The 26,768-nt window shown below is 65.9% G+C and carries 23 protein-coding genes; 9 read left to right on the top strand and 14 right to left on the bottom strand.

All coding sequences use genetic code 11. The features are described from left to right. Positions 1 to 16 precede the first annotated feature (16 nt). The gene (locus Q1V78_RS07105; protein WP_300613075.1) at positions 17 to 490 is read right to left on the bottom strand and encodes an anti-sigma factor; all 474 of its coding nucleotides are present in this window, start codon (positions 488 to 490) and stop codon (positions 17 to 19) included. A gap of 10 nt (positions 491 to 500) precedes the next feature. Beyond that, positions 501 to 1,121: an RNA polymerase sigma factor SigE gene (gene sigE, locus Q1V78_RS07110; RefSeq protein WP_300613077.1), complete on the bottom strand. Its 621-nt coding sequence runs from the start codon at positions 1,119 to 1,121 to the stop codon at positions 501 to 503. A gap of 184 nt (positions 1,122 to 1,305) precedes the next feature. Here sigE and Q1V78_RS07115 point away from each other — a divergent pair, with 184 nt between their 5' ends. After that, complete coding sequence (locus Q1V78_RS07115; protein ID WP_300613079.1) at positions 1,306 to 1,986, top strand: O-methyltransferase; 681 nt, start codon at positions 1,306 to 1,308, stop codon at positions 1,984 to 1,986. Positions 1,987 to 2,100: 114 nt separating this feature from the next. Continuing rightward, positions 2,101 to 3,711: a hydrolase gene (locus Q1V78_RS07120; RefSeq protein ID WP_300613081.1), complete on the top strand. Its 1,611-nt coding sequence runs from the start codon at positions 2,101 to 2,103 to the stop codon at positions 3,709 to 3,711. A 190-nt stretch (positions 3,712 to 3,901) separates the two neighbouring features. Here Q1V78_RS07120 and Q1V78_RS07125 read toward each other — a convergent pair whose 3' ends face one another. Genes Q1V78_RS07125 through Q1V78_RS07140 form a run of 4 tightly spaced genes read right to left on the bottom strand, consistent with a single transcriptional unit; the run spans position 3,902 to position 7,543 of the window. Further along, positions 3,902 to 4,771, bottom strand: a complete 870-nt coding sequence (locus Q1V78_RS07125; RefSeq protein ID WP_300613083.1) for a methyltransferase domain-containing protein — start codon at positions 4,769 to 4,771, stop codon at positions 3,902 to 3,904. A gap of 43 nt (positions 4,772 to 4,814) precedes the next feature. Then, on the bottom strand, positions 4,815 to 6,302 hold the full coding sequence (locus tag Q1V78_RS07130) for a M17 family metallopeptidase (RefSeq protein ID WP_300613085.1): 1,488 nt from the start codon (positions 6,300 to 6,302) through the stop codon (positions 4,815 to 4,817). Positions 6,303 to 6,305: 3 nt separating this feature from the next. After that, complete coding sequence (locus Q1V78_RS07135; protein ID WP_300613087.1) at positions 6,306 to 6,650, bottom strand: DivIVA domain-containing protein; 345 nt, start codon at positions 6,648 to 6,650, stop codon at positions 6,306 to 6,308. Positions 6,651 to 6,664: 14 nt separating this feature from the next. Beyond that, positions 6,665 to 7,543 (bottom strand): TIGR00730 family Rossman fold protein, encoded by an 879-nt coding sequence (locus Q1V78_RS07140; protein WP_300613088.1) that lies wholly within the window; start codon positions 7,541 to 7,543, stop codon positions 6,665 to 6,667. Between the two features lie 166 nt (positions 7,544 to 7,709). On the opposite strand from Q1V78_RS07140, the gene Q1V78_RS07145 reads away from it, so the two are divergent. Then, on the top strand, positions 7,710 to 9,134 hold the full coding sequence (locus tag Q1V78_RS07145) for an amino acid permease (RefSeq protein WP_300613090.1): 1,425 nt from the start codon (positions 7,710 to 7,712) through the stop codon (positions 9,132 to 9,134). Between the two features lie 122 nt (positions 9,135 to 9,256). On the opposite strand, the gene dapC is transcribed toward Q1V78_RS07145, so the two are convergent. The 6 genes from dapC to typA all read right to left on the bottom strand — a co-directional run bounded on the left by dapC (position 9,257) and on the right by typA (position 16,246). Then, positions 9,257 to 10,399, bottom strand: coding sequence for a succinyldiaminopimelate transaminase (dapC, locus tag Q1V78_RS07150; protein ID WP_300613092.1), 1,143 nt, complete (start codon positions 10,397 to 10,399; stop codon positions 9,257 to 9,259). Positions 10,400 to 10,496: 97 nt separating this feature from the next. Beyond that, on the bottom strand, positions 10,497 to 10,814 hold the full coding sequence (gene fdxA / locus Q1V78_RS07155; RefSeq protein WP_012359913.1) for a ferredoxin: 318 nt from the start codon (positions 10,812 to 10,814) through the stop codon (positions 10,497 to 10,499). A 76-nt stretch (positions 10,815 to 10,890) separates the two neighbouring features. After that, complete coding sequence (locus Q1V78_RS07160) at positions 10,891 to 11,391, bottom strand: hypothetical protein (protein ID WP_300613095.1); 501 nt, start codon at positions 11,389 to 11,391, stop codon at positions 10,891 to 10,893. After that, a complete protein-coding gene (mshB, locus tag Q1V78_RS07165; protein WP_300613097.1) occupies positions 11,384 to 12,391 on the bottom strand; it encodes an N-acetyl-1-D-myo-inositol-2-amino-2-deoxy-alpha-D-glucopyranoside deacetylase in 1,008 nt (335 codons plus the stop codon). The genes Q1V78_RS07160 and mshB overlap by 8 nt, the downstream gene beginning before the upstream one ends. Continuing rightward, complete coding sequence (locus Q1V78_RS07170) at positions 12,384 to 14,255, bottom strand: ABC transporter family substrate-binding protein (protein WP_300613099.1); 1,872 nt, start codon at positions 14,253 to 14,255, stop codon at positions 12,384 to 12,386. Before Q1V78_RS07170 ends, mshB begins: the two co-directional genes overlap by 8 nt. A gap of 80 nt (positions 14,256 to 14,335) precedes the next feature. Beyond that, positions 14,336 to 16,246, bottom strand: a complete 1,911-nt coding sequence (gene typA / locus Q1V78_RS07175) for a translational GTPase TypA (RefSeq protein ID WP_300613101.1) — start codon at positions 16,244 to 16,246, stop codon at positions 14,336 to 14,338. A gap of 354 nt (positions 16,247 to 16,600) precedes the next feature. Between typA and Q1V78_RS07180 the strand changes: the two genes are divergently transcribed. Continuing rightward, positions 16,601 to 17,308 carry a hypothetical protein gene (locus Q1V78_RS07180; protein WP_300613103.1) on the top strand — a complete coding sequence of 236 codons (708 nt, stop codon included), beginning with the start codon at positions 16,601 to 16,603 and terminating at the stop codon, positions 17,306 to 17,308. 81 nt (positions 17,309 to 17,389) lie between these two features. Here Q1V78_RS07180 and Q1V78_RS07185 read toward each other — a convergent pair whose 3' ends face one another. Together Q1V78_RS07185 and Q1V78_RS07190 are read right to left on the bottom strand one after the other, a co-directional pair. Next, positions 17,390 to 18,619 (bottom strand): SulP family inorganic anion transporter, encoded by a 1,230-nt coding sequence (locus Q1V78_RS07185; protein WP_300613105.1) that lies wholly within the window; start codon positions 18,617 to 18,619, stop codon positions 17,390 to 17,392. 181 nt (positions 18,620 to 18,800) lie between these two features. Continuing rightward, on the bottom strand, positions 18,801 to 19,970 hold the full coding sequence (locus Q1V78_RS07190) for an acyl-CoA dehydrogenase family protein (protein WP_300613107.1): 1,170 nt from the start codon (positions 19,968 to 19,970) through the stop codon (positions 18,801 to 18,803). Positions 19,971 to 20,125: 155 nt separating this feature from the next. Between Q1V78_RS07190 and Q1V78_RS07195 the strand changes: the two genes are divergently transcribed. The 5 genes from Q1V78_RS07195 (at position 20,126) to Q1V78_RS07215 (ending at position 26,687) form a co-directional block, all read left to right on the top strand. After that, positions 20,126 to 20,872 carry a DUF4232 domain-containing protein gene (locus Q1V78_RS07195; protein ID WP_300613109.1) on the top strand — a complete coding sequence of 249 codons (747 nt, stop codon included), beginning with the start codon at positions 20,126 to 20,128 and terminating at the stop codon, positions 20,870 to 20,872. Positions 20,873 to 20,909: 37 nt separating this feature from the next. Continuing rightward, a complete protein-coding gene (locus Q1V78_RS07200) occupies positions 20,910 to 22,820 on the top strand; it encodes a hypothetical protein (RefSeq protein ID WP_300613111.1) in 1,911 nt (636 codons plus the stop codon). Positions 22,821 to 22,893: 73 nt separating this feature from the next. Further along, positions 22,894 to 23,820 (top strand): DUF808 domain-containing protein, encoded by a 927-nt coding sequence (locus Q1V78_RS07205; RefSeq protein ID WP_300613113.1) that lies wholly within the window; start codon positions 22,894 to 22,896, stop codon positions 23,818 to 23,820. Positions 23,821 to 23,827: 7 nt separating this feature from the next. After that, entirely contained in the window at positions 23,828 to 24,703 is an 876-nt protein-coding gene (locus tag Q1V78_RS07210) for a patatin family protein (protein ID WP_300613115.1), read from the top strand. Between the two features lie 130 nt (positions 24,704 to 24,833). After that, on the top strand, positions 24,834 to 26,687 hold the full coding sequence (locus Q1V78_RS07215) for a heavy metal translocating P-type ATPase (RefSeq protein ID WP_300613117.1): 1,854 nt from the start codon (positions 24,834 to 24,836) through the stop codon (positions 26,685 to 26,687). The last annotated feature ends 81 nt before the right edge of the window (positions 26,688 to 26,768 follow it).

Raw genomic sequence — 26,768 nt, forward strand, 5'->3', positions numbered from 1 at the left:
CACCGGACAAGCGGACTTAAGACCTCCTGGCGTCGCGAAGCTGGTGAATGAACAGCTCGATTTTCGCCGCCAGCGTGCGCGGGAATCGCCTACCGGCGATATCGAAATTCAGCTTCTGCTCGGCGCTGTCTTCCCCACTGCGCGCAGCCGCTCGGCCACGGTCGCCAGCAGTGGCGACGCCAGCGGCACGCGTGTTGTGACCGTTTCGCGCAGCCGCCCGGGGATCGACCGAGTCCTCCGGGATCGCCGCCAAACGCGACAACAGCGCGGCGGGCAGTCCCTGTCCCTCGTACTCAGTTGCGTGGCCCGAGCCGGCCTGGGGCGCCATGGCGGTACGCATCGCCTGGGCGACCTCGCGCTGGGACAGTACTTCGCGGCGGCAGTACGCACAGTGCACGAGGTGGATGCGCGCGCGTTCAGCCGCGCGGGGGCTCAGTTCCCCGTCCACGAGGGCGGCGATGGCCTCCGGCCCCAAGTGACCGATCTCCATAGCTCCCACCTTAGGATCCGACGTAGTGCAATTCACCCTGCTTTTCCACGAGCCTAGCCTTCATCTGCGCACGGGCGCGGTGGATGCGGGAGCGCACCGTCCCCAACTTCACGCCAAGAGTGACGGCGATTTCGTCGTAGCTCATGTCCAGCCCATCCCTAAGCACCAGCGCCACGCGGTATTCCGGCTGCAGGTCGGCCAGCGCTGCGTCCAAGGCGGGATCCAGGTGGTTGAGCTCGAATGCAGTCTCAGGCGTGGGCTCCGAGGAGGCAGCCGGGGTCCAGTACTCCGGGTACTCCTCCAGCGCGTCCATCCGAATCTTGGATCGGTGGCGCACCATGTCCAGGAAGAGGTTGGTGGTGATGCGGTGCAGCCACCCCTCAAAGGTGCCGGGACGGTAGTGCTTGAGACTGCGGAACACCCGCATAAAGGTTTCCTGGGTCAGGTCCTCGGCATCCTGCTGATTGCCGGAAAGCTGATATGCCAGGCGGTAGACGCGATCGGCGTGTTCGGCCACCAGCTCGGACCAGGAGGGCATCTCAGACTCGCCGGCATCGAATGCGGCGGTGGTGGCAGGGCTCGTCGCCGGCCCGTCAACCTGGGGGTGGCGGCTGGCGTTCGCGTGAGTCATGTTTTTAGCATGTCATGCCAAGTTCCCTACGGGGTAGTTTCCAACTGGAGAAACGCTGTGAACTTCGGCCGCCATCCCACTTAAGCCACAGTGATTAACAAGCGTTTCTATTTCCTTAAAAACCCCGCCCTATCAGGCATGTCCTGAGCCCAGTCCAGGGCCCAGTGCCATAGTCTCGATAATCGTGAACTCTGCAAATAATTCCAGCATCAACACCATCAAGTCCTACGTCGAGCAGACCGCCCCTGCCGATGAGGCACTCGCCGCTGCGGCCGAAGCGGCACGCGAATTCGGTCTGCTCGTCCCGGACGCCGTGACCGCAGAACTGCTCCGATTCCTTGCGTCCAACACCGCGGGACGCGCGGCACTGGGCGGCCACACCCCCACCGGAATCATTATGTCCCCCGCCTGCGGCTTGCTGGGCTCCCACCTCTTCCGCGGCTTCTACGCCGCTGGCGCCACCCAGGCGCACCTGACCTGCATCGAGCCAGAGGTCCAGCACCAGCAGCTCGCGAAGAATGCCTTCAAGCAGATCGGCATCGCCAGCAACGGCTTCCGCTTCCTGCCCAGCCGACCCCTGGACGTCATCGGCCGGCTCGCTTCCACCAGCTACGACCTCGCGATTGCAGAGTGCGCGGTCGAGGACATCGAGGCCACCGTAGCGGCCACCCTCCCGACGCTCCGCCACGGTGGCGTCCTCCTCCTGCTGGACACGCTGCTGGACGGCACCCTCGCCGACGCGGAGCGCACCGATCGCCAGTCCGTCTGCGCCCGCGAGGCCGACGAGTACATCACGAGCCTGGACGGCGTGACCGCCGCCCGCCTGCCCGTCGGCGCCGGCGCCACCATCATCACGAAGCACTAGCCCCTCCTTCGCCCCCACGGCTGCCCCCTTCCCACCGGCGGCAGCGTCCGGGCGGGCCCTAGCTGGGCGAACTCCGCCCGACCTCGCACGCAATCCGCTGGTATAAACGGGGTCATGGTTAACCCTTCCGCAGAACACACTTCCGCGCCGGTCAACCCGCAGCATGCAGGTACTGACGCGGAGCTTCCCCACCAGGCCCCAGAGCTTCACATCACCGCCGAACGCGGTGTGCTCGAGGCCCCGGCGGGAGCCGTCTTCGCCGATGGCGCGATCCACGTCTTCCACCAGTTCCGCACGAAGCGCAGCAACGGCTCGCGGTGGGCGCACGTCACCGCCTCCCACATTCCCTACGACTGGGACATCAACGACGACGTCCTCAAGCCAGAGGGCGAGGAGCTGGACGTCCTCGCGGGTTCCGCACTCACCCTCCCGGCCGCAGACGGCGCCCCGGAGACCGTTGAACTGATCTTCGTCACCTCCGAGCCACGCGACGCGGGCGCCAAGCGCGAGGAGCTGCTGGGCAGCCAGGTCGCGAACGGCCGCCGCGGCGCGCGCAGCTTCCGCATCCAACGCGCCCGGATCGACGACCTCGCCACCCTCAACGAAGTGTCCGACGACCCGAAGGCCGTGGCCGCCGGCGTGCGTCGCCTGGGCCCCATCGACGTCGACGATTCCGCCCACCCGGTCGCTGACCTGGTCACCCCGAGTATGGTCCCCCTCGGCGAGGACGGCTGGGGCATGCTGGCTCTGAACCTTGTCAATGACGAAGATGCCGAAATCGTGTGGCTCCTCTCCGAGGATCGTCAGCGCTGGCGCGTCGCAGGTGCCGTCGAGATCGACGGCGACGTGTCCCTGCCCGCATCCCGCCCGTTCGCCCCGCGTCTGGTCAAGATGACCGACCAGGGTGATGGTCAGGACTACCACGTCCTCATCCTCACCTACCGCGACGACGGTACGTGGAAGGCCGAGGGCGGCGAGGTCACCGGCTACCTCGTCGGACGTATCGAAACCCCCGCCGCAGGGAAGGTCACTTTCCGGCCCCAGGGTGAGTTCCGCGTCCTGGACCACGGCCACGACCTGACCCGTCCCCGCATTATCCCGGGCGACACTCCCGCGCTGATCGGCCTGGTGGGCGCCCACCCAGACGCCAGCACCGGCGCGGACTGGGCCAACTGCCTGTCCACGCCGCGCGCGCTCACCCTGCTGGACGGGTCGCTGTACCAGGACATCGTTGGCGCCCCGCAGGCCGTGCACGCCTTCTCCGACTTCGGGCTGATCTGGACCGGCCAGCTCAACCCTGGTGAGGGCCAGGTGGAGCTCAGCGTGCGCAACATGGATGGCGGGGAGATCGCGCTGATCACCTACACCAAGGACACGGTCTCCGTCACCCGTGACGGAGAGACGCGCACCGCTCCCCTCGCGGGCCCGGAGGCCGACGTGCTCACGGTCTTCATCGACGGCCCGCTGTGCGAGGTCTACGCCGACGGAGGTGCGGCCACCCTGACGAGCAGCATCTCCGCTGCGGTACCGGTCCGGGACGTGGAGGTCACCGCGACCGACGGAGCCCGCACCGAGGTGTCGATGGTCACCCTGGGCCGCCAGCTGCAGCGTCTGCACGCGGGCCTTAACTCGGCCGCCGCCCAGGAGCAGATCATCGCAGATTCTGCGCAAGCTGATCGGGATATCGAAGCCGGGGCTATCGACGACCTGCTGGATCTAGACTAACTCGGAGAATCTGCCACGGCTTTTCTGCGTGAGGAATGCCAACGCCCGGGCGGGAATGCGTGTTCCCTGCCCGGGCTTTAGCTTTGCTGTGGGGAGCTGACGTGGCTGGCCGCTAGTGAGCGCGCGTCGCGGAGAGGCGTCAACAACAGTGTCAGCGACAGCGGGGGGCTTTGCCCCCCTGCTGCTCGCGTTAGGCCTTCGCGAGGCGGGTGATCTTCGCGCGCGCGGTGACATTCATCCGCGGCGGCAGGTTCTCGATGCGCTCGGCGAGCACCTTGGAGTGAATATGGCGAGCGGACGGGCTCATGCCGATCTGCGCGGCAATGGAATCCTGGTCGAGGGGCATCTCGAACTCCACGGTCTCCGACTCCCCGACCGGGGTGAGGTGGCCGGAGGCCTGCTCGATCATGCGCTCGACCTTGCCCTCCTCAACCTCGATGATGCCCAGCGGCTCGCGGAGCTCGTGCAGGTGACCGGCGTCCGCAGTGAGGACGACGACCTCCCCGCCCGGCTTCAGGATGCGAGCGAACTCGGCAGCGTTGCGTGGGGCGAAGACGACCATGATGGCGTCCACGGACTCGTCCTGGATCGGCAGTCGCGACCAGGCGTCTGCGACGACAGCGCCAATGCGGGAGTGGGCCTTAGCCAGGCGCTTGACCGCCGCGGTGGAGACGTCGATGCCCACGCCGCGGGAGTTTTCGATGGTATCGAGCGCGTGGCTCAGGTAGTAGCCGGTGCCCGCACCGATCTCCACCAGCCCTGGGTGGCTACTCGGCGCGACCCCGGCGTCGTCCAGCACGTCCTCCACCTTGTGGGTGACGGCCTCGACGAAGGGCGCGAAGTGCCCGCCGGTGAGGAAGGTTTCGCGGGCGCTAATCATCGCGGCGTCATCACCCGAGTACCGAAGCCCGGCCCCGCCGGCGAGCGTCACGTAGCCCTGGCGGGCAATGTCGTAGCTATGCCCCGAGTCGGACACGAGGGTTCGCCACTGCGCGTCACCAGCCGACAGCGCGGTTCCGTCCACCGGGTCCGCCAGCAGATCAATCACATCAGAAAGCACAGTCGCGCTCCTTCATTAAAGCCTCAAGAACTTCTTTTATAAACTATTTGGCTAACCACTGTACAAGCGTGCGGGCACCGAACCCGGTACCGACCGGCGAGACCTCCGCGTAGGTCTGCTCCGCACGCCCCGGACCAGCGATATCCAGGTGGATCAGATCCACCCCGCGGGTGAACCGGCGGAGGAACATCGCCGCGGTGATCGCACCCGGCCCCTTCGGTGCCTGGCGGACATCCGCGATCTTCGAATCCACCGCCTGCTCCAGGTACTTCGGCTGTGGCAGCGGCCACCACTGCTCCCCGACCTGGGCGCCCCGGCGCGCGAGCTTCAGCGCTACCTGCGGGGTGGGCGCGAACACCGCTCCCGTGCGCAGACCCAGGGCCAACTTCGCGGCACCCGTGAGCGTGGCGATGGAGATGATGGCGTTCGGCTCGTACTTCTTGGCCACGTAGCTGATCGCGTCGGCCAGGACCATGCGGCCCTCGGCGTCGGTGTTGGTCACCTCGGAGGTGATGCCACCGTAGTGTTCAACGACATCCCCCGGGCGGTAGGCGTCCCCGGAGACCATGTTCTCCGCCATCGGGACGATCGCCACGACCTTGCGCGGCACCTGTCCCTCCGCGAGTGCCCGGAAGGCGGCGATGACGCTCGCCCCGCCGGTCATGTCCGTGCGCATGAGGTCCATCCCAGCGGCGGGTTTGATGCTGATACCACCGGTATCGAAGGTCACTCCCTTACCGACCATGGCGATGGGGCTGCGGCGCTGTGGCAGGCCGATGCTCTCGGGATCCCACACCATCTCCACCATGACCGGCGGCCGGGAGGATCCGGAGCCCACCGCAATGATGCCGCCGAAGCCCTTGTTACGTAACCACTCGGCGTCGCGGATCTTCACCTTGACGCCCGGGATGTTCCCGACCAGCTTCTTCGCGCGCCTGGCCAGCCATTCAGGGGACTTCACGTTGCTGGGGGCGTTCGCGAGATCCCGGGACAGGCAGGTTGCCTTGCCAAGCTGCACGCCATCGCGCACCGCGCGGCGCAGCCCCAGATTTGTGCGATTGTCGATGTTGCGTTGCGCTGGGTTGTCCCACGCCAGGTGGAGGTTACGCACCGCACCCGGTCGCTTTTCATTCGTGGTGACGAACTCGTGACCACCGACGATCGCGCCGATGATGAGGGAGCGTAGCTGGCGCGGCTTGATGTTGGCGGGCAGGTGAAGCTGGACGAGATGTCGCTTGGCGCGCACCGGATGGCCTGCGACGACCTGGTTCATGTGGCGGATGACCTGCGCCCCGCGGGCACGCCAGCCGTCGTCGAGGAAGTCGGTGTGCTCGGAGAAGTCGGAGGCCCGCTTGGGTGCAACAGGCAGCCCCACGACCCACTCGACGGGTTCTCCGTTCGCGCTGATCTCAACTCCGTGGGCAGAGTCGCGGTCCGCGTCGAAGCGCACATTCAGCACTTCGGTTCCCTCGACGGGCGCGCCGAAGGTGATCTTGGGTACAGCCTGCGGAATCTTGGGAATGGGAGCCACGGTTTATGCCCTTTCTGCTGCTTGTTGATCTTCCTTATTATCCCCGGCGGCTGGGGATGCTTGTTTATAGTCGCCCGGCTGGCCTGGGTCGCCGAGGTGGGTGGCGAGCCGGTCGAGCAGAGCGTCAACCTCGGCGGCGTCGTACCCGCGGAGGGAGCGGGTGAACTTCACCTGCCGCAGGTTCACCCCGGTGAGCTCACAGTTCTCCCGGAACTCCGCTGCCTGCCTTTCTGCGGGGTGATCTGCTCGTGGCCCGGCGTACTCCCCCGGGCCAAATACACGCCCCACCAGGTAAACGAGAAGCCCCGCGACAAGTGCCGCGCCGGCAATCGAAAAGATCCAGTACATCCTTGTGGCTTCTCCTAGGGCTGCTCCCGGCGGAGCATCTCCAGCTCCTCCTCGATCCGACCGCGCTCGCGTTCCAGGTCCTCGCGGCGGCGCTTCAAGCTTTCGGTGTGCTTATCGTGCGCACGGTGGCAAAATTCCATGGCGTCCTCGGGGTCGTCCGTGAGGTGAATCAGGTCGACGTCCTCGGGAGAAATCATCTTCTCCTCGACGAGGCGTTCCTTAATCCAGTCCAGCAGTGGGCCCCAGAATTCCGTCCCGACGAGGATGATCGGGAAGCGTTGGATCTTCTGGGTCTGAACCATTACCAGGGCCTCGAAGAGCTCGTCGAGGGTGCCGAAACCGCCAGGCAGGCAGATGAAGGCCTGGGAGTATTTCAGGAACATCGTCTTGCGCACGAAGAAGTAGCGGAAGTTCATGCCCAGCTGCACCCAGTCGTTGAGGCGCTGCTCGTGGGGCAGCTCGATGCCCAGGCCGATGGAGAGCCCGCCCGCATCTGCTGCACCCCGGTTCGCAGCCTCCATCAGGCCTGGCCCACCGCCCGTGATCGTGGCATAGCCGCTGCGGGCGATCAGCGCGCCGATCTGCTGGCCGAGCTTGTAATACTCGTGGTCCTCCCGGACGCGTGCGGAGCCGAAGACGGTGATCGCCTTCGGGATCTTCGCGAGTGCGCCGAAGCCGTCGACGAACTCGGCCTGGATCCGCATCACGCGCCACGGATCCGTGTGCAGCCAGTCAGTGCTGTCCTGGGGCTGAAGCAGGCGCTGATCGGTCGTGGAGTCCTTCGGCTCCGAGTCCGGGGTCCCCCGGTACAGAACGGGCCCACGGAAACGAAAATCGGAGAGATTGGCCGAATCGGTGGCCGGAAAGTTGGGGGTGGAGTCTTCAGTAGTCATCGCTACTCATATTAACGGTGACCTAGGACACGTAGCCGCCGGCAATCCCCTGGCACGGCCAGCATTCCCCCTTAACAGGTGCAGTGCGTGCCCCAGCAGGCCCGGAAGTGGGAAAAGAAGTGGACTCCATTGTCTGGCGCGCGCGTGAATATGGTCTAATTCATTCATGAATTCCCCCAATACTCAGTCGGCTGCCGACACCACAGCGGCAACCCCAGCGAGCGGCTCCACCCTCGGCAAGGGGCTTGAAACCCGACACCTCACCATGATGGGCCTCGGCTCGGCCATCGGCGCCGGCCTGTTCCTCGGAACAGGCGTTGGCATCGAGGCGGCCGGCCCCGCTGTCCTGTTGTCCTACATCGTCGCCGGTGTCATCGTCATCTTCGTGATGCAGATGCTGGGTGAGCTCGCAGCCGCGCGTCCGGCCTCCGGCACCTTCGCCACCTATGGCCGCCTGGCTTTCGGTAACTGGGCGGGTTTCTCCCTCGGTTGGCTGTATTACTTCATGCTCGTGATGGTCATGGGTGCCGAGATCACCGGCGCCGGCGCCATCATGGGTAAGTGGTTCGGCGTGGAGGGCTGGATTCCTGGCCTGATCGCGGTCGTCTTCTTCACCATCGTCAACCTCACTGCCGTGCGTGGCTTCGGCGAGTTTGAGTACTGGTTCGCGTTCATCAAGGTCGCGGTCATCATCATCTTCCTCGTCATCGGCCTGGGTCTGCTGTTCGGCTTCTTCCCGGGCTTCGAGAGCCCTGGGCTGTCCCACTTCGGCGACTTCGCGCCGAACGGCATCTCCGGCATGGCTGCCGGCCTGCTCGCTGTTGCTTTCGCATTCGGCGGAATCGAGATCGTGACAATCGCCGCAGCCGAGGCCAAGGACCCCACCACTTCCATTGCCTCCGCCGTGCGCGCCGTCATCTGGCGCATCTCCGTCTTCTACCTGGGCTCGGTCTTCCTGATCACCGCCCTGCTTCCGTACTCCACCCTGGGTGACGCTGAGACCGCCGCAGAGTCCCCCTTCACCCGCGTGCTGGAACTGGCGAACATCCCGGGCGCGGTGATGCTCATGGAGATCGTCATCGTCCTGGCCCTGCTCTCGGCATGTAACGCCCAGATCTACGCCACCTCCCGCCTGCTGTTCAGCTTTGGCGGCACCGGCTACGCGCCGAAGTTCGTCCGGAAGACGAACTCCAAGCAGGTTCCGATCCCGGCAGTGTGGGCATCCCTGTTCTTCGCATTCCTCTCCGTGACCCTGCAGGTCTGGGGCCCAGAGAACCTGATCGGCATCCTGTTCAACGCCGTCGGCGGCTCGCTGCTGGTGATCTGGGTGATGATTGTTCTCTCCGAGATCAAGCTGCGCCCGGCCCTGGAGGCCCGCGGCAAGATGACAGTCCGGATGTGGGGCTACCCGTTCCTGCCGTGGCTGACCGTTGCCCTACTGCTGGGGCTCACCATCCTCATGCTCTGGGACCCCTCAGCTCGTGGCCAGGTCATCACCGTGGCTGTCGCCTTTGCTGTGCTCTCCGCACTGGGCTACATCGTGGGCAAGGTTAACCCTGCTGCCCAGGACCACGACGAGATGACGCTCTAGGACGTCACCGGCTGCTACGCCCGGGCCCCGCCCGGGGCGCAGCCCGTCGCTTACAAAAGCCAACGGCCCCGGAAGCACGCTTTGTGCTTCCGGGGCCGTTGGCTTTGGATCTAGACCGCGCCCTACCCCAGCGCGGCGAGGCGCTGGGCGGCCTGAGCGGTCTGCTCATCGCTGGCGGTCAGCCCCACCCGCACGTGCTGCGTTCCCGCCGGGCCATAGAAGTGCCCCGGAGCCACGAGGATGCCGAGTTCCGCGAACCGGTCCACCGTCTCCCACGCGTCCCGTCCTTCGGTAGCCCAGATATAGAGCCCGGCTTCGGAGTGCTCGACCGTGAAGCCACCAGCGGCCAGCCCGGCAAGCAGCACCTCGCGGCGCTCCCGGTAGCGCTGCCGCTGCAGGGTCTCGAAATCATCGGAGCTCAGCGCCGCAATCATCGCGTGCTGGATCGGCCCCGGCACCATGCCCCCGGCGTGCTTCCGGATCCCGAGAATCTCAGCCATGAGCTGCTGATCCCCCGCGAGCCAGCCCGCGCGGTAGCTGGCCATGTTGGAGGTCTTCGACAGCGAGTGCACCGCGATCAGGTTGCGGTGGTCGCCATCGCACACCCGCGGGTCGAGGATGGATACGGGAGCGTCGGCCACCTCGGTGGCCTCCCACCCCAGGCCGAGGTAGCACTCGTCGGAGACGACGATGCAGTCGCGCTGCCGGGCGAAGTCCACGACCTTGCGCAGGTGCTCTACACCGAGCACCGCGCCGTGCGGGTTCGCGGGCGAGTTGAGGTAAATCAGGGCTGGGGTTTCGGGCCCCAGCTTCAGCAGCGAATCAGCACGCAGCACCCGGCAGCCCGCGAGTTTCGCGGAGACCTCATAGGTCGGATACGCCAGCTCCGGGATGACCACCAGCGAATCGGCGTGAATGCCGAGGTCCATCGGCAGGCTCGCGATCGCCTCCTTGGTGCCGATGACCGGCACCACGGCGTCCTCGCTGAGCCCGGTGACCCCGAAGCGTCGGGCCATCGCGGCCACGATAGCTTCCCTGAGTTCAGCGGAGCCTTCGGTGGGCGGATAACCCGGCTGCCAGGCGGTCTCCGCCAGCGCGAGCTGGACGTTCGGGGGGACGTCGTCGACTGGCGTGCCGACGGAGAGGTTAATCATCCCGTCGGGGTGGGCGGCAGCACGCTGGGTCGCCGCAGCCAGAGTGTCCCAGGGAAACGCTGGAAGCCGCTCGGCAGCGGGGGTGCGAAAAGCTGGTGACCGTCGAGTCACGGATTCACTCTCCTCATTGAAAAGCTCCCGGTGCCCTACCAGAAGCACCGGGAGCCGGGCACACGGCCGACACAGTGAAAGTCGGCCTTCCAGCCGCTTAGGCCTGGGGTGGCAGGGCTGCGATCATCGGGGCGTCGAAGTCCTGCGGGCCAAGCGCCGCAGCACCGCCCGGGGAACCCAGGTCGTCGAAGAACGCAGCGTTGGCGTCGTTGTACTCTTCCCACTCCTCCGGAATGTCGTCCTCGTAGAAGACGGCCTCGACCGGGCAGACCGGCTCACACGCGCCGCAGTCCACGCACTCATCTGGGTGGATATACAGCATGCGCTTGCCTTCGTAGATGCAGTCCACTGGGCACTCTTCGACGCAGCTGCGGTCCAGGACGTCGACGCATGGTTGCGCAATCGTGTAGGTCATTATTCTTCCTTATGCACTATCGGGTCTAGCGCTAACGGCTAAGCACTTATCTCTTTATTCTGTCACTCGGGCGGGTTCAATTCGAATCATGATCGGCCGTGGGGTCGATATACATGACCGGAATCGCGCCACCCAGCAGCCCCGCTGCGAGCAGGCCGAGCGTGGCGATGCTTTGCGGGATCAGGGTATCCCCGCTGGAGCTGATAGCGGGCCACAGCAGCAGCGCGATGAATCCCGCCAACCAGATCCACGTGGGGATGGCGGCGATCGCTTTATTCGGGGTCCACAGCAGCGCGGTTTTGGTGATGATCCAGTTGAACACTCCCGCGAAGAGGATCGTCCATGGGAACGGAATGCTCACCTCGCCGATGCTGATGCGGCTGCCCAGGTAGAGCACGGAGACGAAGAGTCCGAAGGCAGCCCCAACGCTCAGCCAGGCGATGCCCGCGATCCGCTCGCGGCGGGTGGTGTCGCGGCGGACCTGGCTGCGGTTCGGGTCTCCCCAGTGAGGCTCGTTCAGGCGCGCCCCTTCGGGATTGACGGCACGGCGGTCTTGGCTCGTCGCGTTGTCAGCCATTCTCACCCCGTGCCTTCCCGTCGTCACCGTGTTCTTGGGCGGTCCCGTTGCTGGGAACCACGAAGTCAAAGTGTAGCAGACTGATCTGTCTGTTTGCGTTTGGGTCAGCGTTCTTCACCCAGCCGAGCTGATAGCCCTCGACGGGCAGGATCGGCTGACCAATGAGGTTCGACAACGCGAAGAGGTACTCCCCCGTCGGCGTGACCACGTCCCGAGCTTCGGGGTTGACGTCCGTTCGAGTGCCGTCGGCGACCCACAACTGCGTGGCGTGCGCCGCCATCGCCTTTCGCTTGGCCGCGACGTCCTCGGGCGTGCCCTGGACGAAGGCGTCGATAAACTCTTCCGCGACCAGCGCGACCTCGCCGTCCTTCGCCTCACTCCAGCCTTCCGGCGCCTCCGCGCCCGCCATCGCCGCGTGGAATGCCCCTGCCGGGGTGACGGCCCACCAGATCTCTTGCGGGGTGGCCTCCTCTCCCGCGTCTGCGAGGCGGCGGACTGCCTCGTGAGTCACCCGGTGGGCCCGGATGTGGTCGGGGTGCCCATAGCCGCCGTCGGGGCCGTAGGTGACGAGCACCTCCGGGCGCTCACGGCGGAGCACCTCGAGCAGCTGCTCTACCTGCTGCTCCCAGTTGTCCTCCGAGTCCCCGGCGAAGGCGCGGGGGTGCCGGATCGTCGGGGTATCCGCCATCCCGGAGTCCCGCCAGCGGCTTAGCCCGCCCAGGAACTGCGGGCCCTGCTGAACCCCCAGGCGCTCGAGGGCCTGCTGTAGTTCCCCGATGCGGAAACCGCCCAGCAGGTCGGAGTGCTCGGAGGTGAGCTTCTGGTACTTCTCCCCGATCACCTCCCCTTCTTCACCGAGCGTGCAGGTCAGCACGGAAGTCTCCGCACCTACCCGGGAGCTCGCGGCCACCAAGAGGCCCGTAAACAGGGATTCATCATCCGGGTGGGCGTGGATGAACATCACCCGGCGCGGTGCCGCGTGGGTGGCGGGCTTAGTCATCTGAACTTGCTACCTCCGATTCTGGGGCTGCTGTCGTCGGTTCCGCCACGTCCTGGCGCGTCCAGCGGGCACCGCCGACGAAAATTCCACTATAGGGATCGAAAGGCCACTGTTCGACGGGCTTGTCGGAGCCCACGAACTCTGGGCTCGCAGCGTAGTACTGCTCATCGCGCAGGAGTGGCAACAGCACGGACTGGTTCTGCACCAGCGCGTTCACCTGCTCGATAGCCGCGGCGGAATCTTCACCGTCGCGCACCTCGGCGATGGCCTCGTCGATTTCCGGGTCGCAGAGGCCCGTGATGTTCGCCCCGAAGGTTCGCTGCGGGGATCCCTCTGCCGATTCCGGCGACGGGGTGGTCTCCATCCCGCGGGGTTCTGGCGGCGAGCTCGCCTTGTCGGATTCGGTGTCCTTTTCGCTGGGCGCGGAGCTGACCGTCGACTCCTCGGACTTGCTGTCTTCGCCCGAGGTCTTATCCTCGGCAGCCCGCTCCTCAGCCTGACGCAGCGTCTCCGGCTGGACGCAGGAGAACTGGTTGGCCACGTCCGTGGGGGTATCTGGTGTTCGTCCCCACAGCACGGAAGCGTCCACCTCCCCCTCGGGGATCATCGTCTCCAGCAGATTTTCCGCATCCACAGTCAGAGCCTGGGCGTTGATCCCGTTGCGGCTGAGCTCATCAGCGATCGTGCGGGCGGCGATGGCCGCCTGCTTGTCGTTATTGGGAGCGGCGATGGTGAAGGGCCTCTCCTCGAACAAAGCCCGGGCCTCGTCCGGCATCTGTTCGGTGGGCCGCTCGCCCCATTCCGGAGGGGCGACGTCCCTATTCCCGGAGACGATCTGCGCCACGGTGCCAGGCTTGATCGCCGCCAACGCTACGCGGCGCACAGCCATCTGGTTCATCCGCTCCGCATCGAGGTTGAGAGCGAAGTTCAGCTGGACCTTCCGGCCCCGCTGCGTGCCGCGGACATCCGGGACCTCGCCGAGGGTCAGCAACGACAGCCCCGCCGGGTAGGCGGCGTACATCTGCAGCTGTCGGGAGCGCAGCATCTGCGCCCCCGTGTGAACATCCGGGACCGCCCGCAGGATCAGCTTATCCGTGGCGGCTGGGGCCGAACCCCAGTAGCGGTCGTTGCGCTGCAGCTCAATGACGCCACGCCCGGCGTCCACCGCGTGGACCCGATAAGCTCCGCCCGAGGCCACCGATCGCTCGTTCATCATCGTGGCGAACTGCTGCCCCTCAGCCCGGTAGATATGGCTCGGCAGCAGATGCCGGAACAACTGCCGCCAGCCTTCCTGTGGCTCGCTGAAACTCACGCGAACCCTTGAGCCTCCCCCGGAGACCTTGATCCCAGAGATCTTGCTGTACTGGGCAGCGTTCTCCGCGATGCGCTGGGTGCGCAGCTCATCCCAGAGGTACTGGAAATCACTGCCGGAGATCGGGGTGCCGTCGGACCACTGGGCGTGCGGGCGCAGGGTGTAGGTCACCTCGGTCGGCGCCACCGGGTTATCGGCATCCACCTTGACCAGGAGGTCCTTGTTCATCACCCAGCGGTTGCCGACGCGGTTGAACGCGGACGGCAGCGTGAGGTCCGCGACCGCCATCGTGGATTGGCCCAGGTTGCCGACGATGTGCGGGTTCAGATTGCCGTCGAATTCATCGACGCCGATGTTGATCTCCCGCAGCTTCGAATCCGGGGTGTCTTCGTTCTTTTCCTCGTTAGGCTCCTTGGCCTTGGGTTCGGCCGGTTCCTCCACGGTGGGGGCATCTCCAGGGCGGGCCTGGCAGCCTGACAGGACGAGGCTGAGCGCCACCGGGGTGGCCACGAGGGCAGCAAAAAAGCGCTGACGAGGCTGCCTCTGAGTCATTGCCAAGACCAACCTCCGTCAGCGCCACTGCGCTCTATCACGTCCGGGCGGGTGGCTCCCCGCCGCGGGCGAAGAGCACACTACTTGTTACGAGCCTTTTCGCGGGACCGGGCGCGTGCACGCTCGGTTGCGTTCAGGACCAGCTTACGCACGCGGATGACGTCCGGCGCGACCTCGACGCACTCGTCGTAGCCACAGAATTCCATGGCCTCTTCAAGGCTCATCTCGTGGGCCTTCGCCAGGGTCACGGTGGTGTCCGCGGACGCGGCACGCATGTTCGTCAGCTTCTTTTCCTTGGTGACGTTGACGTCCATGTCCTCGTCGCGGTTGTTCGCGCCGACGACGACGCCCTCGTAGACCTCAGCGCCCGGCTCGACGAAGAACTGACCGCGGTCGGCGAGGTTGATCAGTGCATAAGCGGTGACCTGGCCGGTGCGGTCCGCGACCAGGGAGCCCGTCGGGCGGCCCTTGATCTCGCCAGCCCAGGGCTGGTAGCCCGCAGAGTAGTGGTTGGCGATACCGGTGCCGTGGGTCTCGGTCATGAAGACAGTACGGAAACCGATGAGACCACGGGCGGGCACGATGAAGTGCATGCGGATCCAGCCGGAGCCGGTGTTATCCATGGACTCCATGCGGCCCTTGCGGGCGGCCATCAGCTGGGTGATGTTGCCCAGGTACTCCTCTGGAGTGTCGATGGTGAGGTTCTCGTAAGGCTCCATGAGCTGGCCGTTTTCGGTGCGGGTCACGACCTGTGGCTTACCGACGGTGAGCTCGAAGCCCTCGCGGCGCATCGTCTCAACGAGAACGGACAGTGCCATCTCGCCACGGCCCTGGACCTCCCAGGCGTCGGGGCGTTCGGTCGGCAGCACGCGGAGGGAGACGTTACCGATCAGCTCCTGGTCGAGGCGGGTCTTCACCATGCGGGCGGTGAGCTTATCGCCGCCACCGCGACCAGCCATCGGGGAGGTATTCACGCCGATGGTCATGGAGATCGCTGGCTCGTCCACGGCGATGCGCGGCAGCGGGTTCGGGTGCTCCGGGTCGGCGAGGGTATCGCCGATCATGATGTCGTCGATACCGGAGATCGCGGCGATGTCACCGGCGATGACCTCCTGGGCGGGCACACGGGTCACGCCGACGGTGCGCAGAAGCTCGGCGATCTTCGCGGTCTTGACGTGCTGCTCGCCCTCCTCGTCGTAGTGGATCCACGCGACCTGCTGGCCCTTGCGCAGCACGCCGGAGTGGACGCGGACCAGGCCGATGCGACCCAGGAAGGAGCTGGAGTCGAGGTTTGTGACGTGGGCCTGCAGCGGGCCTTCGACGTCGGCGGAAGGCTCCGGGAGGGTGTCGTACAGGACGTCGAAGAGGGGCTGCAGGTCCGGGGAGTTCGGGACGTTGCCGTTGCCCGGGTTTTCGGTGGACGCCTTGCCCTCGCGGCCGGAGGTGTACAGCACCGGCAGCTCCAGAAGGGACTCGGCGGCCTCCATGGCCTCCTCGTCCTCGAGGGTGGATGCCAGCTCGAGGAGCAGGTCCTGAGCCTCTTCGACGACCTCGTCGATGCGGGCGTCCGGGCGGTCGGTCTTGTTCACGCAGATGATGACCGGCATCTTGGCGGCCAGTGCCTTGCCGAGTACGAAGCGGGTCTGTGGCAGCGGCCCCTCGGATGCGTCAACGAGCAGCACCACGCCGTCCACCATGGACAGGGCGCGCTCAACCTCGCCGCCGAAGTCGGCGTGGCCCGGGGTGTCGATCACGTTGATGACGAGGTCGGAGCCGTCCTTACCGAGCCCCTTGCGGCGAATCGCGGTGTTCTTCGCAAGGATCGTGATGCCCTTTTCGCGCTCCAGGTCACCGGAGTCCATGACACGGTCCTCGACCTCCGCGTGCGGGTCGAAGGCGCCGGACTGACGCAGCATGGCATCGACGAGAGTCGTCTTTCCGTGGTCGACGTGCGCGACGATGGCGACGTTTCGAAACTCGGTATGGGTCACTAGTTCAACGCTTCCTTAAAAATATTGACTATGAGCGATTGGCTACTCCTACGGTGCCAATGTTAGCGCCGCGGTTGACTCCACTATTTTTCCACATGCCTCGAAGTTTTTCTGCATGCGTTATCACAGCCTGCGCTCGTCACCCCTGCGCACTCCCCCGCCGCCGGGGTCAGGTGATCGCCAGAAAAGCTTTATCGTTTTCCCCAACTTTTCACGCTGTGCTGATATTGTGGACCAAACCAAACAACAATTGTGCAAGCGCTGACTGCCCCTCGCCCGTAGCGCGGTGATGAGCAGCCCCAGGCTTGCCAGTCCGAAATACTCCGCAACCAGCACTGGAAGGCACCACCCGGAATGAACGTCAAGGCCACTTCCTCTCTCAAGCGCACGTGGGGCCGCCGCGCCGCCACAACCCTCGCCGCGATGGCGCTCAGCGCCACGGCCGTCATCAGCCCTGCTCAGGCAGCCCCTGTCGGCTCCCTCGATCACCTCGGCCGTCCGGCACCACACGTGCTGAACCAGATCGAGCAGTTCGCGAACACCCCTGGCCTGCCTGACAAGGCCAAGTCCGCCCTGGAGTCGGTGGTCGGATTCTTCCGTGGTGATGGAGACAAGGATCCTGGCGTCTACCTGCCGGAGGGCGGCCCGGCATTCACCCAGTTCGCTTTCCCGACCGTATCCATGAAGTGCATCGGTGGCAAGGATAAGGCCGTCGGTACGGCCATGGCTGTTCCGGGCCCGGCAGCTCTGCCGCTACCTGGTGTGGCAGCGGGTGAGGTGAACTTCGTCTTCACCGCACTGGGCACGGGCCCGGCCGCTAAGAAGCAGGCGATCCCGATGCGCGTCCACTGGGTGAATATCAACAACGGCCGCATCGGCACCACCGTGCTGGGGAACAACGGCATCAACCCGAAGGGCCCAGGCACCGTCAATGGCGCAGCGAAGACCGGCTCCGGCACGGTCCTGGCTCTGCTCGAGGGCGGCGTGACCACGGTGGAGAAGAACTCCGGCCCGTCCAACTGTGGCTTCAGCCCGACCGTGGCAATGATCAACGTCCGCTAAGAGCGGCAGCGATAGTCATCACCGGCTAGCGCCACGCACGTGCCCATCGGGACCACGTGCCACGCGCCGCAGAGCTCGCCGCTAGTCGGCCTCGCCCCCACTTTCCGTGGGGGCGATTTTTGTGAGCGCCACGCCCACCGCGGCGCCCAAAACCACACCCACCGCGAGGTTATTGGTGGCCAGGGTCGCCGTGAAGACGCACATCATCACCAGCGAGTGCTGCCACGGCAACCGCAGCAACCCCTTGGGGCTCACGGTGTACCAGGAGATGGTCTTCAGGGAGACGATGACCATCACCGCAGCCAGCGCCGCCATGGGGATGGCGGAGACGACCTGGTGCAGCGAGAGGATGAATAGCAGCAAAAACCCGCCAGCGGCAATCGAGGAGAAGCGGGTGCGGGCATGGGATTCCTCAACGTTGACCATCGTCTGCCCGATCATGCCGCAGCCGCCCGTTCCGGCCAGCGCGCCGGCAGCGATATTAGCCACGCCCTGGCCCCAGGATTCGCGGGTTTTGTTGGAGGAGGTCATGGTCATCCCGTCCACCAGCTGGCCCGTCATCACCGACTCCACCAGACCGACGGCGGCAAAGCCCAGCGCATAAGGCAGCACGAGGAAGAAGGTCTCCCAAGTCCATGGGACATCCGGCATGCGCACCTCGGTCAGCCCACCGGTGAGCCCACCCATGTCCCCCACATCCGGCACCCGCCAGCCGAGGATCACGACCATCAGGGTCAGGATCGCGATGGCGATCAGAGGTGCGGGGATCGCGACGGTGATCTTCGGGAAGATCAGGAGAGCGGCGATGCCAATGGCAAAGAGCACCCATACCGGCCAGTCGGCACCGATGATGTGCTCCAGCTGGGCGGTGAGGATCATGATGCCCAGGGCGTTGACGAAACCGGCCATGACCTCGGGTGTGATGAAGCGCTGCAGCTTGGCTACACCCAGCAGACCGAAGATCACCTGAATGATGCCGGCCAGCACGACCGTCACGATGAGGTAATCCGTCCCGTGGCTGGCCACGAGGGGCGCGATGACCAGGGCGGTGGCGCCGGCGGCACCGGTGATCATCGCCGGGCGCCCACCCGTGAACGCGATAACGAAGCACAGCACAACCGTGGAAAACAGCCCCACCGCGGGGCTCACACCGGCGAGGATCGCGAAGCTAATGACCTCGGGGATTAGAGCGAAGGAGGTGGCTAGGCCGGCCAGCACCTCCGTGCGGAATCGCTGTCGGCTGCTGAAGGCTTCGCGGAAGGAGCCCACCACCGACTGGTACGGCGGCCCCTGGGGAACGGTACGTGGCATGTGGTTAAGCATATCGGGCGGCCGCTATGGCCCCCGGGAGGGTTAGCAGCTCGAAGGCGTGGAGATCATGCTGCTTGAGTCCATGCGCAGCCCTGATCCTTGCCACGCACAAACAGAAAATCCACCCCGGGCGGTGTGTGGCGCTCCGAGGCGGATCAGTGGGCTGCAGCCCGCTGCTGAGTTAGCCCAGAATCTGGCGGCCCATCACCATGCGGCAGATCTGGTTGGTGCCCTCGTAGATCTGGGTGATCTTAGCGTCGCGCATCATGCGCTCCACCGGGAAGTCACGGGTGAAGCCATAACCCCCAAGCAGCTGAACCGCGTCAACGGTGACCTCCATCGCGACGTCGGAAGCGAAGGCCTTGGAACCGGCAGCCATCAGGCCCAGACGCTCCCCGCCCTCGGCGACCCCGCGCTCCGCGTTGGACGCGGCAGTGTAGATCATCAGCCGGGCGGCGTCGATCTTCATCTTCATATCGGCAAGCATGAACTGGGTGTTCTGGAAGTCCGCGATGGCCTTCCCGAACTGCTTACGCTCCTTGACATATGCCACGGCCTGGTCGAAAGCCCCCTGGGCGATGCCGAGAGCCTGCGCGCCAATGGTCGGACGAGTGTGGTCCAGGGTTTGCAGGGCGGTCTTGAAGCCCGTCCCCTCCTCGCCGATCATGCGGGAAGCCGGCACGCGGCAGTCCTCGAAGTACAGCTCCGCAGTCGGAGAACCCTTGATGCCGAGCTTGTGCTCGAGCCCACCGACGCGGAATCCCGGATCGTCCTTGTGCACCATGAACGCGGAGATACCGCGGGCTCCCGCCTCCGGGTCGGTGACGGCCATGACGGTGTACCAGGAGGAACGCCCACCGTTGGTAATGAAGCACTTGGAGCCGTTGATGACCCACTCATCGCCTTCGCGCACGGCGCGGGTCTTCATCGCACCAGCGTCGGAGCCGGCCTCACGCTCGGTCAGCGCGTAGGAGGCGAGCTCACCGTTGGCGATATCCGGGAGCACTTCCTGCTTCAACTCGTCGGAGCCGTTGAGGATGAGGCCCATGGTGCCGAGCTTGTTCACGGCCGGGATCAGGGAAGACGAGCCACAGACGCGGGCGACCTCCTCGATCACGATGACCGCCGCGAGGGAGTCCGCCCCCTGGCCACCGCACTCCTCCGGGACGTGGATCGCATTGAACCCGGATTCGTTCAGCGCCTTGAGGGCCTCCTCCGGGAAGCGCTCATTTTCATCGACGTCCTGCGCATACGGGGCGATGTCCCGCTCCGCAAGACCGCGGATGGCGTCCCGCAGCTCCTGGTACTCCTCTGGGAGCTTGAATGGTTCGAAATCCGGGTTGAACCCCATAGGTGACCTCCACAAATTGCGTTTAGGAATTGTGTTCTAGATAACTATCTGACACTGTACCGCGCCGCGGCATACCGGGGCAGCATTGTCACGATTTCACAACTTTTATCCCTTCCGGTTCTCGGTTTTTCCGCAGCTTAGTTATCCTAAAATTCATGATTCAGTCCGAGCCGCGCAGCGACGCCCAACCCGCATCCCAGCTAGGCAGAAAGAGCACCGCCCCTGCGACCCCTGCCACGTTGAAGGGCGCTACCGCCTCCTCCCCCGCAGGCACGCACGCTTCCCGGTGGGCCCGGCGCGCCGCTGCAGGGCTGGGCGCAGCTGCACTGGCACTGACCGCAGCCTGCAGCGGGGGCGCCGACAACCCCGAGGACGCCGAGCCACAGTCGCTGTCCTCGCAGACGGATCGCGAATCCACGGCCAATGCCGAGTCCGACTCCGCTGGTCTGGCGGACGCCGGTGATGAGCGCAAGCGCGACGGCCTGTGCACCACCCCTGACCTAAAGATCGATGCGGACAACATGCAGGGCGCGGCCGGCAGCACCCTGCTGGACGTCGTATTCACGAACACTGGAGACGAGGAGTGCTCGCTCGAGGGCTACCCCGGGGTCAGCCTCGTGACCGATAACAACGGCACGCAGCTGGGCGCCAGCGCCGATCGCGAGGAATCCGGCGGGTCCGAAAAGGTGACCCTCCAGCCGGGCGACCGCGCAACCGCCTCCGTCCGCATCACGAAGGTCGGGGCGCTGGGCCCTGAGGAGTGCAGCCCGAAGGCCGCCGACGGGATCCGCGTCTACCCGCCGGAGGAGACCCGCTCTGCCTATATCGAGCTCAAGGGGCTCGAAGGCTGCACGGGCAAGGATAAGTACATGTCCGTGCAGCCAGTGCGCGCCGCCCAGTAGCAGCTGACCAGGGGGTTCCATGGGCGCAGCGAGGTCAGTGCGGTTTGCCACTTTCGCCATCACTCTCGCCGCCACCGGGCTCAGCGCGTACCGGGTGGCTGGCCGCACCCTGTACTGGGATGACTTCCTGATCCCCGCCACCTACGGCGCCCCAGAGCAGCGCTCGTTCACGGGACTCTTCCTCCCCCACGACGGGCACCTCATGCCCGCCGCGATCGCCCTCCAACTGGCGGTCGACCGCATCGCCGCCCTGGAATGGTGGCTGCCGGCCACGCTGATCGTGCTCGGCACCTTTGGGTCTGCTGTGCTGTGGGCTGCCAGCGGTGTCGCTCGGGGTCGCCCGGTGGTGCTGGCCCTGCTGTGTTTCTCCCCATTCCTGGGGGCTGCGCTGGGCTGGTGGTCGGCGGCCATCAACGCGCTGGCCTGGCAAATCGCCTGCGCGGTGGCACTGTTGCTGCTGCGCCAGACGAGGCCGGCTTCTCACGCTCGGCTGGCTGTGCGCGGAGCTGCGGTGGCTCTCACCGTCTTCGTCGGGCTGCTGTTCACGGAGAAGGCGCTTTCCATCCTCCCCGTGCTCACCGCGTTGGCGCTGTTCTTCCCGTCCTTTCTCTACCCGCAGTGTCCGGACGCCGCGCCCCGACGCACGCGGGTCCTCACCCTTGCGCCTGGGTGGTTGGTCACCGCAGCGTGGGCGGTGCTCTATGTCGCGGTGACCCGGTCTGAGCCGTCGGCTGGGGAGGCCTCGGGGTCCGTGGTGTGGGGCGCGGTGCCGAGGGCACTGCGGGACGCGGTCCTCCCCGGGGTTCTCGGTGGGCCGTGGAGCTTCGAGCGTTGGGCGCCTGGTGGCAGCTTCGCCTCCCCCTCGGCTGCAGTGGGCTGGCTCGCTGCGGTCGGGACAGTCGCCCTCGTGGCGGTGTGGCTTTTCCGGCATGGCCAGGGCCTCGCTGGTACTCGGCTGCGGGCCGGCGGACTCGCGCTCTCGTTGGGTTACCTGGCGCTGGTTTTTCTAGCCCTAGCCTTGGCCCGCTCTGGCGCCAACACGTCGGACGTGATCACCGCCTCGCTGCATTATTACGCCGATGCCTTCACCGCTGCCGTCCTGTTGTGCACCGCGGCTGCTGTGCAGGCAGAGGCCCGAGCGCTCCCCGACCATCGGCTCGCTAGCCACGCGGCGGCAGCTGATCGTGCCCCGCGGGAAACCTCCACGCGCGGTCATGGTGCCAAGGACAAGTCCCGGGCTCCGCGGGCCCGCGCTATCGTGCAGGCCGTCCTCGCCGTGGGATTCATCGCCTCCTCCACCGCCACCACCGTCGGCTACCTGAATAGCTGGCAGGACGACGACACCGCCGAGTGGCTGCGCACCGTCAAGTCCAGCCTGCGGGCCGCACCCGCCCCGCTTCTGCCCCAGCCCGTCCCGGCCATGATCGCAAATCGCTACGACGGCCCGCGGGTGGACATCGGCGACGTCGCCCGCTCCCTGCCTGACTGGCCCGGCGTATCGGCGGGGACGCCACAACCCACGTTCCTCAACGACGAGGGGAAGTTGGTGGCCGCGGACGTCCTAAAACTCGCGGTCAACGAGCAGCCGGACAGCAAACAATGCGGGCAGCGGATCCCCCTGAACAAACCGACGTTGGTGAAGCTCAGCGCGCCGCTGAAGTTCGGCGAGTGGACCTGGGTGCTAAACACCACGGCGAGCACCCCCGTCACGCTGCGCATCCTGACCCCCAATGGGCTCGAAAGCTACGAGGACTCGCTCGCCCGCGCCCACCGGGTCGCTGTCCCGGCCGAACTGAATCAACAGCACGTGCGGGTCTCCGGGGGCGGGAACACGATCGAGGTTCTGGCGACCCCACAGCAGCGTTCCACGCCCGCGGTCGGCAACTACGTGTGCCTGGGAGCGGGTGCTATCGGTCCGCTCCTCCCCATGGAGCGCTCGGCACACTAAACTTGAGCCTTCTTGGTAACCCGGGCGAGCGCGACTGCGCCCCGCCTCAGAACCGAAAGGCTTCAACCGGACTATGGCAGGTGGACTCGCCGCCCTCTTGGATGACGTCGCACTGATCGCGAAGAAAGCCGCGGCCACGGTGGATGACGTCGCTGCAGCTGCCGGGCGCACGAGCGCGAAGGCCGCGGGAGTGGTGGTGGACGACGCCACGGTGACCCCAAAGTTCGTTCAGGGCGTGACCCCTGCCCGCGAGCTGCCGATCATCTTCCGCATCGGGCGGGGCTCGCTGTTCAACAAGCTCGTGATCATCTTGCCGCTGGCGCTGCTGCTGAGCTGGCTCGCCCCGTGGGCGCTGATGCCCCTGTTGATGGTGGGCGGGGTCTACCTCTCCTTCGAGGGGGCGGAGAAGGTCGCCGAAAAGCTCGGAATCGTCGCCCATCACGACGCCGAGAGCGAGGAGGTCGTCGAGGAGGACGCCCTGGTCAAGCAGGCAATCCTCACGGACTTCATCCTCTCGGCGGAGATCATGGTGATCTCGCTGAACGAGGTAGCCACCGAACCCTTCCTGAACCGCACTCTCATCCTCATCGTCGTCGCGCTCGCCATCACGCTCGGTGTCTACGGCTTCGTGGGCCTGCTGGTGAAAATCGACGATATCGGGCTGCGACTCATCGCCACAGGCAAGCCCGCGGCCGCCCGCTTCGGCCGGGGTCTGGTCACGGCCATGCCGAAGGTGCTGAATACCATCGCGGTGATCGGTACCTTCGCGATGCTCTGGGTGGGCGGCCACATCCTGCTCTCCGCCTTCGACGAGCTCGGCTGGCATTGGCCCCACGAAGTCGCCGCAGCTGCGAGCGGTGCCGTCGAATCCTGGGGAGGTTTCGCCTCCTGGACCGCCGAAACCCTGTGTAGCCTCGGGTTTGGGCTCGTCGCCGGGCTCATCGTGCTTGGCATCGTCGCTGGGTGCAAGGCGACCGCGACGTCGATAAAGAAGAAGTAGGGAAAACATGCTGGATGCAAGAAACGTTGCCCTCGTCCTGGAGGGTGGCGGCATGCGCAATAGCTACACCGCGGCCTGCATCGATCAGCTGCTCGCCCATGGGGTGAAGTTCGGCTGGGTCGGCGGGGTGAGCGCGGGCGCCTCGCACACCGTGAACTTCCTCTCCGGCGACCGGCTGCGCGCCCGCGAGAGCTTCATCACCCTGCCTGCCCACCCCACGGCGGGCGGGATGTCGTCCTTCATCCGGGGCAACGGCTATTTCAACTCGGACTTCATCTACGAGCAGGCCGCGCTACCGAATGCATCGATCCCCTTCGATTTCGAGACCTTCTTCGCGGACGACACCCCATTTTCGATCAGCGCGTTGCGTGCCGACACGGGAGAAACGGTCTCCTGGGGTCGCGGTGATCAGAAAGACGACGCGGACCTGATGCGTCAGGTGCGAGCCAGCTCCACGATCCCCACCCTGATGCCGACGGCCTTCGTCGACGGGGTTCCCTACGTGGACGGTGCGCTGGGTTCCACGGGTGGCCTCGTGCTGCCGAATGCTATCGAGGCTGGCTTCGATAAGTTCCTCATCCTGGCGACGAAGCCGCGCAACTACACCCGCCCGGCGATGGGTTCTCCGCAGTTGGTCCGGCTGTTCAACCGCAAGTACCCGGCGGTGGCGGAGGCAGCGCTGACGAGGCACGAGCGCTATAACGCGGTGCGGGAGCAGATGACCGAGCTGGAACGCCAGGGCAAGGCCATGATCTTCTACCCGGAAAACATGATGGTCACCAGCACCGAGCGCAAGGTACGCGCGCTCCGGCGGAACTACGCGTTGGGGATGCAGCAGACGATGCGCGAGCTCCCCCGGTGGTTGGAGTTCCTGCGGGACTAGCCCACTGTGCTACAGCTCCTGAGAATCGGGGCTGACCGCCGAGCCTCAGGTTTCCGAAGCCCAGCATAACCGCAGTTCAGATAGGCTATCCTTGCTAGCGAAACGCGCATTAATAGGCGAATATGTGCGTATGCTTAAAAATCTCCAACGCTACTGGCTGGTTTACCTCGCGCTGGTAATCCTGGCCACGACGGGCGCGCTCCGGCTGGTGGAGCAGCCGGTCGCCGCCCAGTGGCTTGCCTCAATTTTCATCGTGGCGGTAATCCTCTGGGTGGGCGCGGGCATGATCCGCGACCTCCTGCGCGGCCACACCGGCCTGGATATCCTCGCCGTGGTGTCGATGACGGCCACCTTGCTGGTGGGTGAGTATGTCGCGGGCCTGATCATCGTCCTCATGATCACTGGGGGCGAGGCCTTGGAGGATTACGCGCAAGCCCGCGCGGAGCGCAACCTCACGAATCTTCTGAACCGCGCCCCACAGCACGCCCTCCGCCTGCTCTCGGCGGATTCCGACGAGGTCGAGGAGATCGCGGTGGCGGACATCGCGGTCGGGGACGTCATCCTGGTTCGCCCATCCGAGCAGATCCCGGTGGACGGCACGCTGCTCTCCGAGCACGCCAGCGTGGACGAGTCCGCACTGACCGGCGAGCCCCTCAGCGTGGATAAGTACACCGGCGACGAGGTGATGTCCGGCTCCCTGGCTGGCCAGACTGCTCTTCGTCTGCGGGCGGAACGTGTGGCCGCGGATTCTCAGTACCAACGGATCATCGACCTGGTGGCCACGGCCCGCGAGGAAAAGGCTCCGGTCGTGCGCATCGCCGACCGTTTCGCGCTTCCATTCACGGTTTTCGCCGTTCTCCTCGCCGCGGTGGCGGCGTTCATCGCTCAGGACACCACCCGCTTCGCCGAGGTGCTCGTGCTGGCCACCCCGTGTCCGCTGATCATCGCAGCGCCCGTGGCCTTCCTGGGCGGGCTGTCGCGCGCCTCCGAGCGGGGCATGGTGGTCAAGGGCGGTGGCGTGCTGGAACAGCTGGCCACGGTGCGTTCCGCCGCCTTCGACAAGACCGGCACCCTCACCTCGGGCCAACCTCAGCTGGAGCGCATCGATACCAGCAATGGCTGGCAGGAAGACGAGGTCCTGGCGCTCGCCGCGGCTGCGGAGCGCGGCTCCACCCACGCGCTCGCCGATGGGATCATGCAGGCCGCCGAAGCTCGCGGAGTCACCGTCCCCACGGCCACGGATTTCGAAGAAATCGCCACGAATGGTGTAGCTGCCGAGGTCGGCCGGCACCAAGTCCGGGTCGGCAAGCTGAGCTTCATCCAGCAGATCGACCCGACAGCGAGTGAGGCGGATGTGTTGTCCGGGGAGACGGACGCCTATGTCGCGGTCGACGGCCAATTCGCGGGCTCCCTGCACCTGGCCGACCAGGTACGCCCGGAAGCGGGTGCGTTGATTCGCTGGCTGCGGAACCAGGGCGTGGGCAAGCTTGCGATCCTCACCGGCGACGCAGAGCCGACGGCAAAGGCCGTGGCCGAAAAACTGGGAATCAACGAGGTCCACGCGGGGTTGCTGCCGAAGGACAAGGTGGAGCTGGCGGGCAACCTCGCTCCCCACCCGACGATGATGGTCGGCGACGGTATCAATGACGCCCCGGTGCTCGCCGCCGCAGACGTCGGCGTCGCCCTTGGTGTGCGGGGAACGACGGCGGCCGGCGAGGCCGCGGACGCCGTCATCCTGAAGGACAGCCTCGCTCCCCTGGCCGAGGCGATCGAGATCGCCCGGCACACGCTACGCACCGCGAAGACCGCGATCATCATCGGTATCGCGCTCTCGGTGGGGCTGATGCTGGTGGCCGCCTTCGGGTACATCCCGGCGGTCGCGGGCGCCCTGTTGCAGGAGGTCGTGGACCTCGCGGCGATCCTCTACGCGCTGCGGGCGCTGCAGGCCCCGGTGGCCAATCTCGAAGGTTCCGCGCAGCGTTAAGCCCTCCGTTAATTCTTCGCCCGCTCTTCATGCTGTGGCGCTGCACGCGCACTGCGGACTTCTGACCCGGCCGTTACAGTG

The sequence above is a fragment of the Corynebacterium sp. genome, assembly GCF_030152825.1.
Taxonomy (GTDB): domain Bacteria; phylum Actinomycetota; class Actinomycetes; order Mycobacteriales; family Mycobacteriaceae; genus Corynebacterium.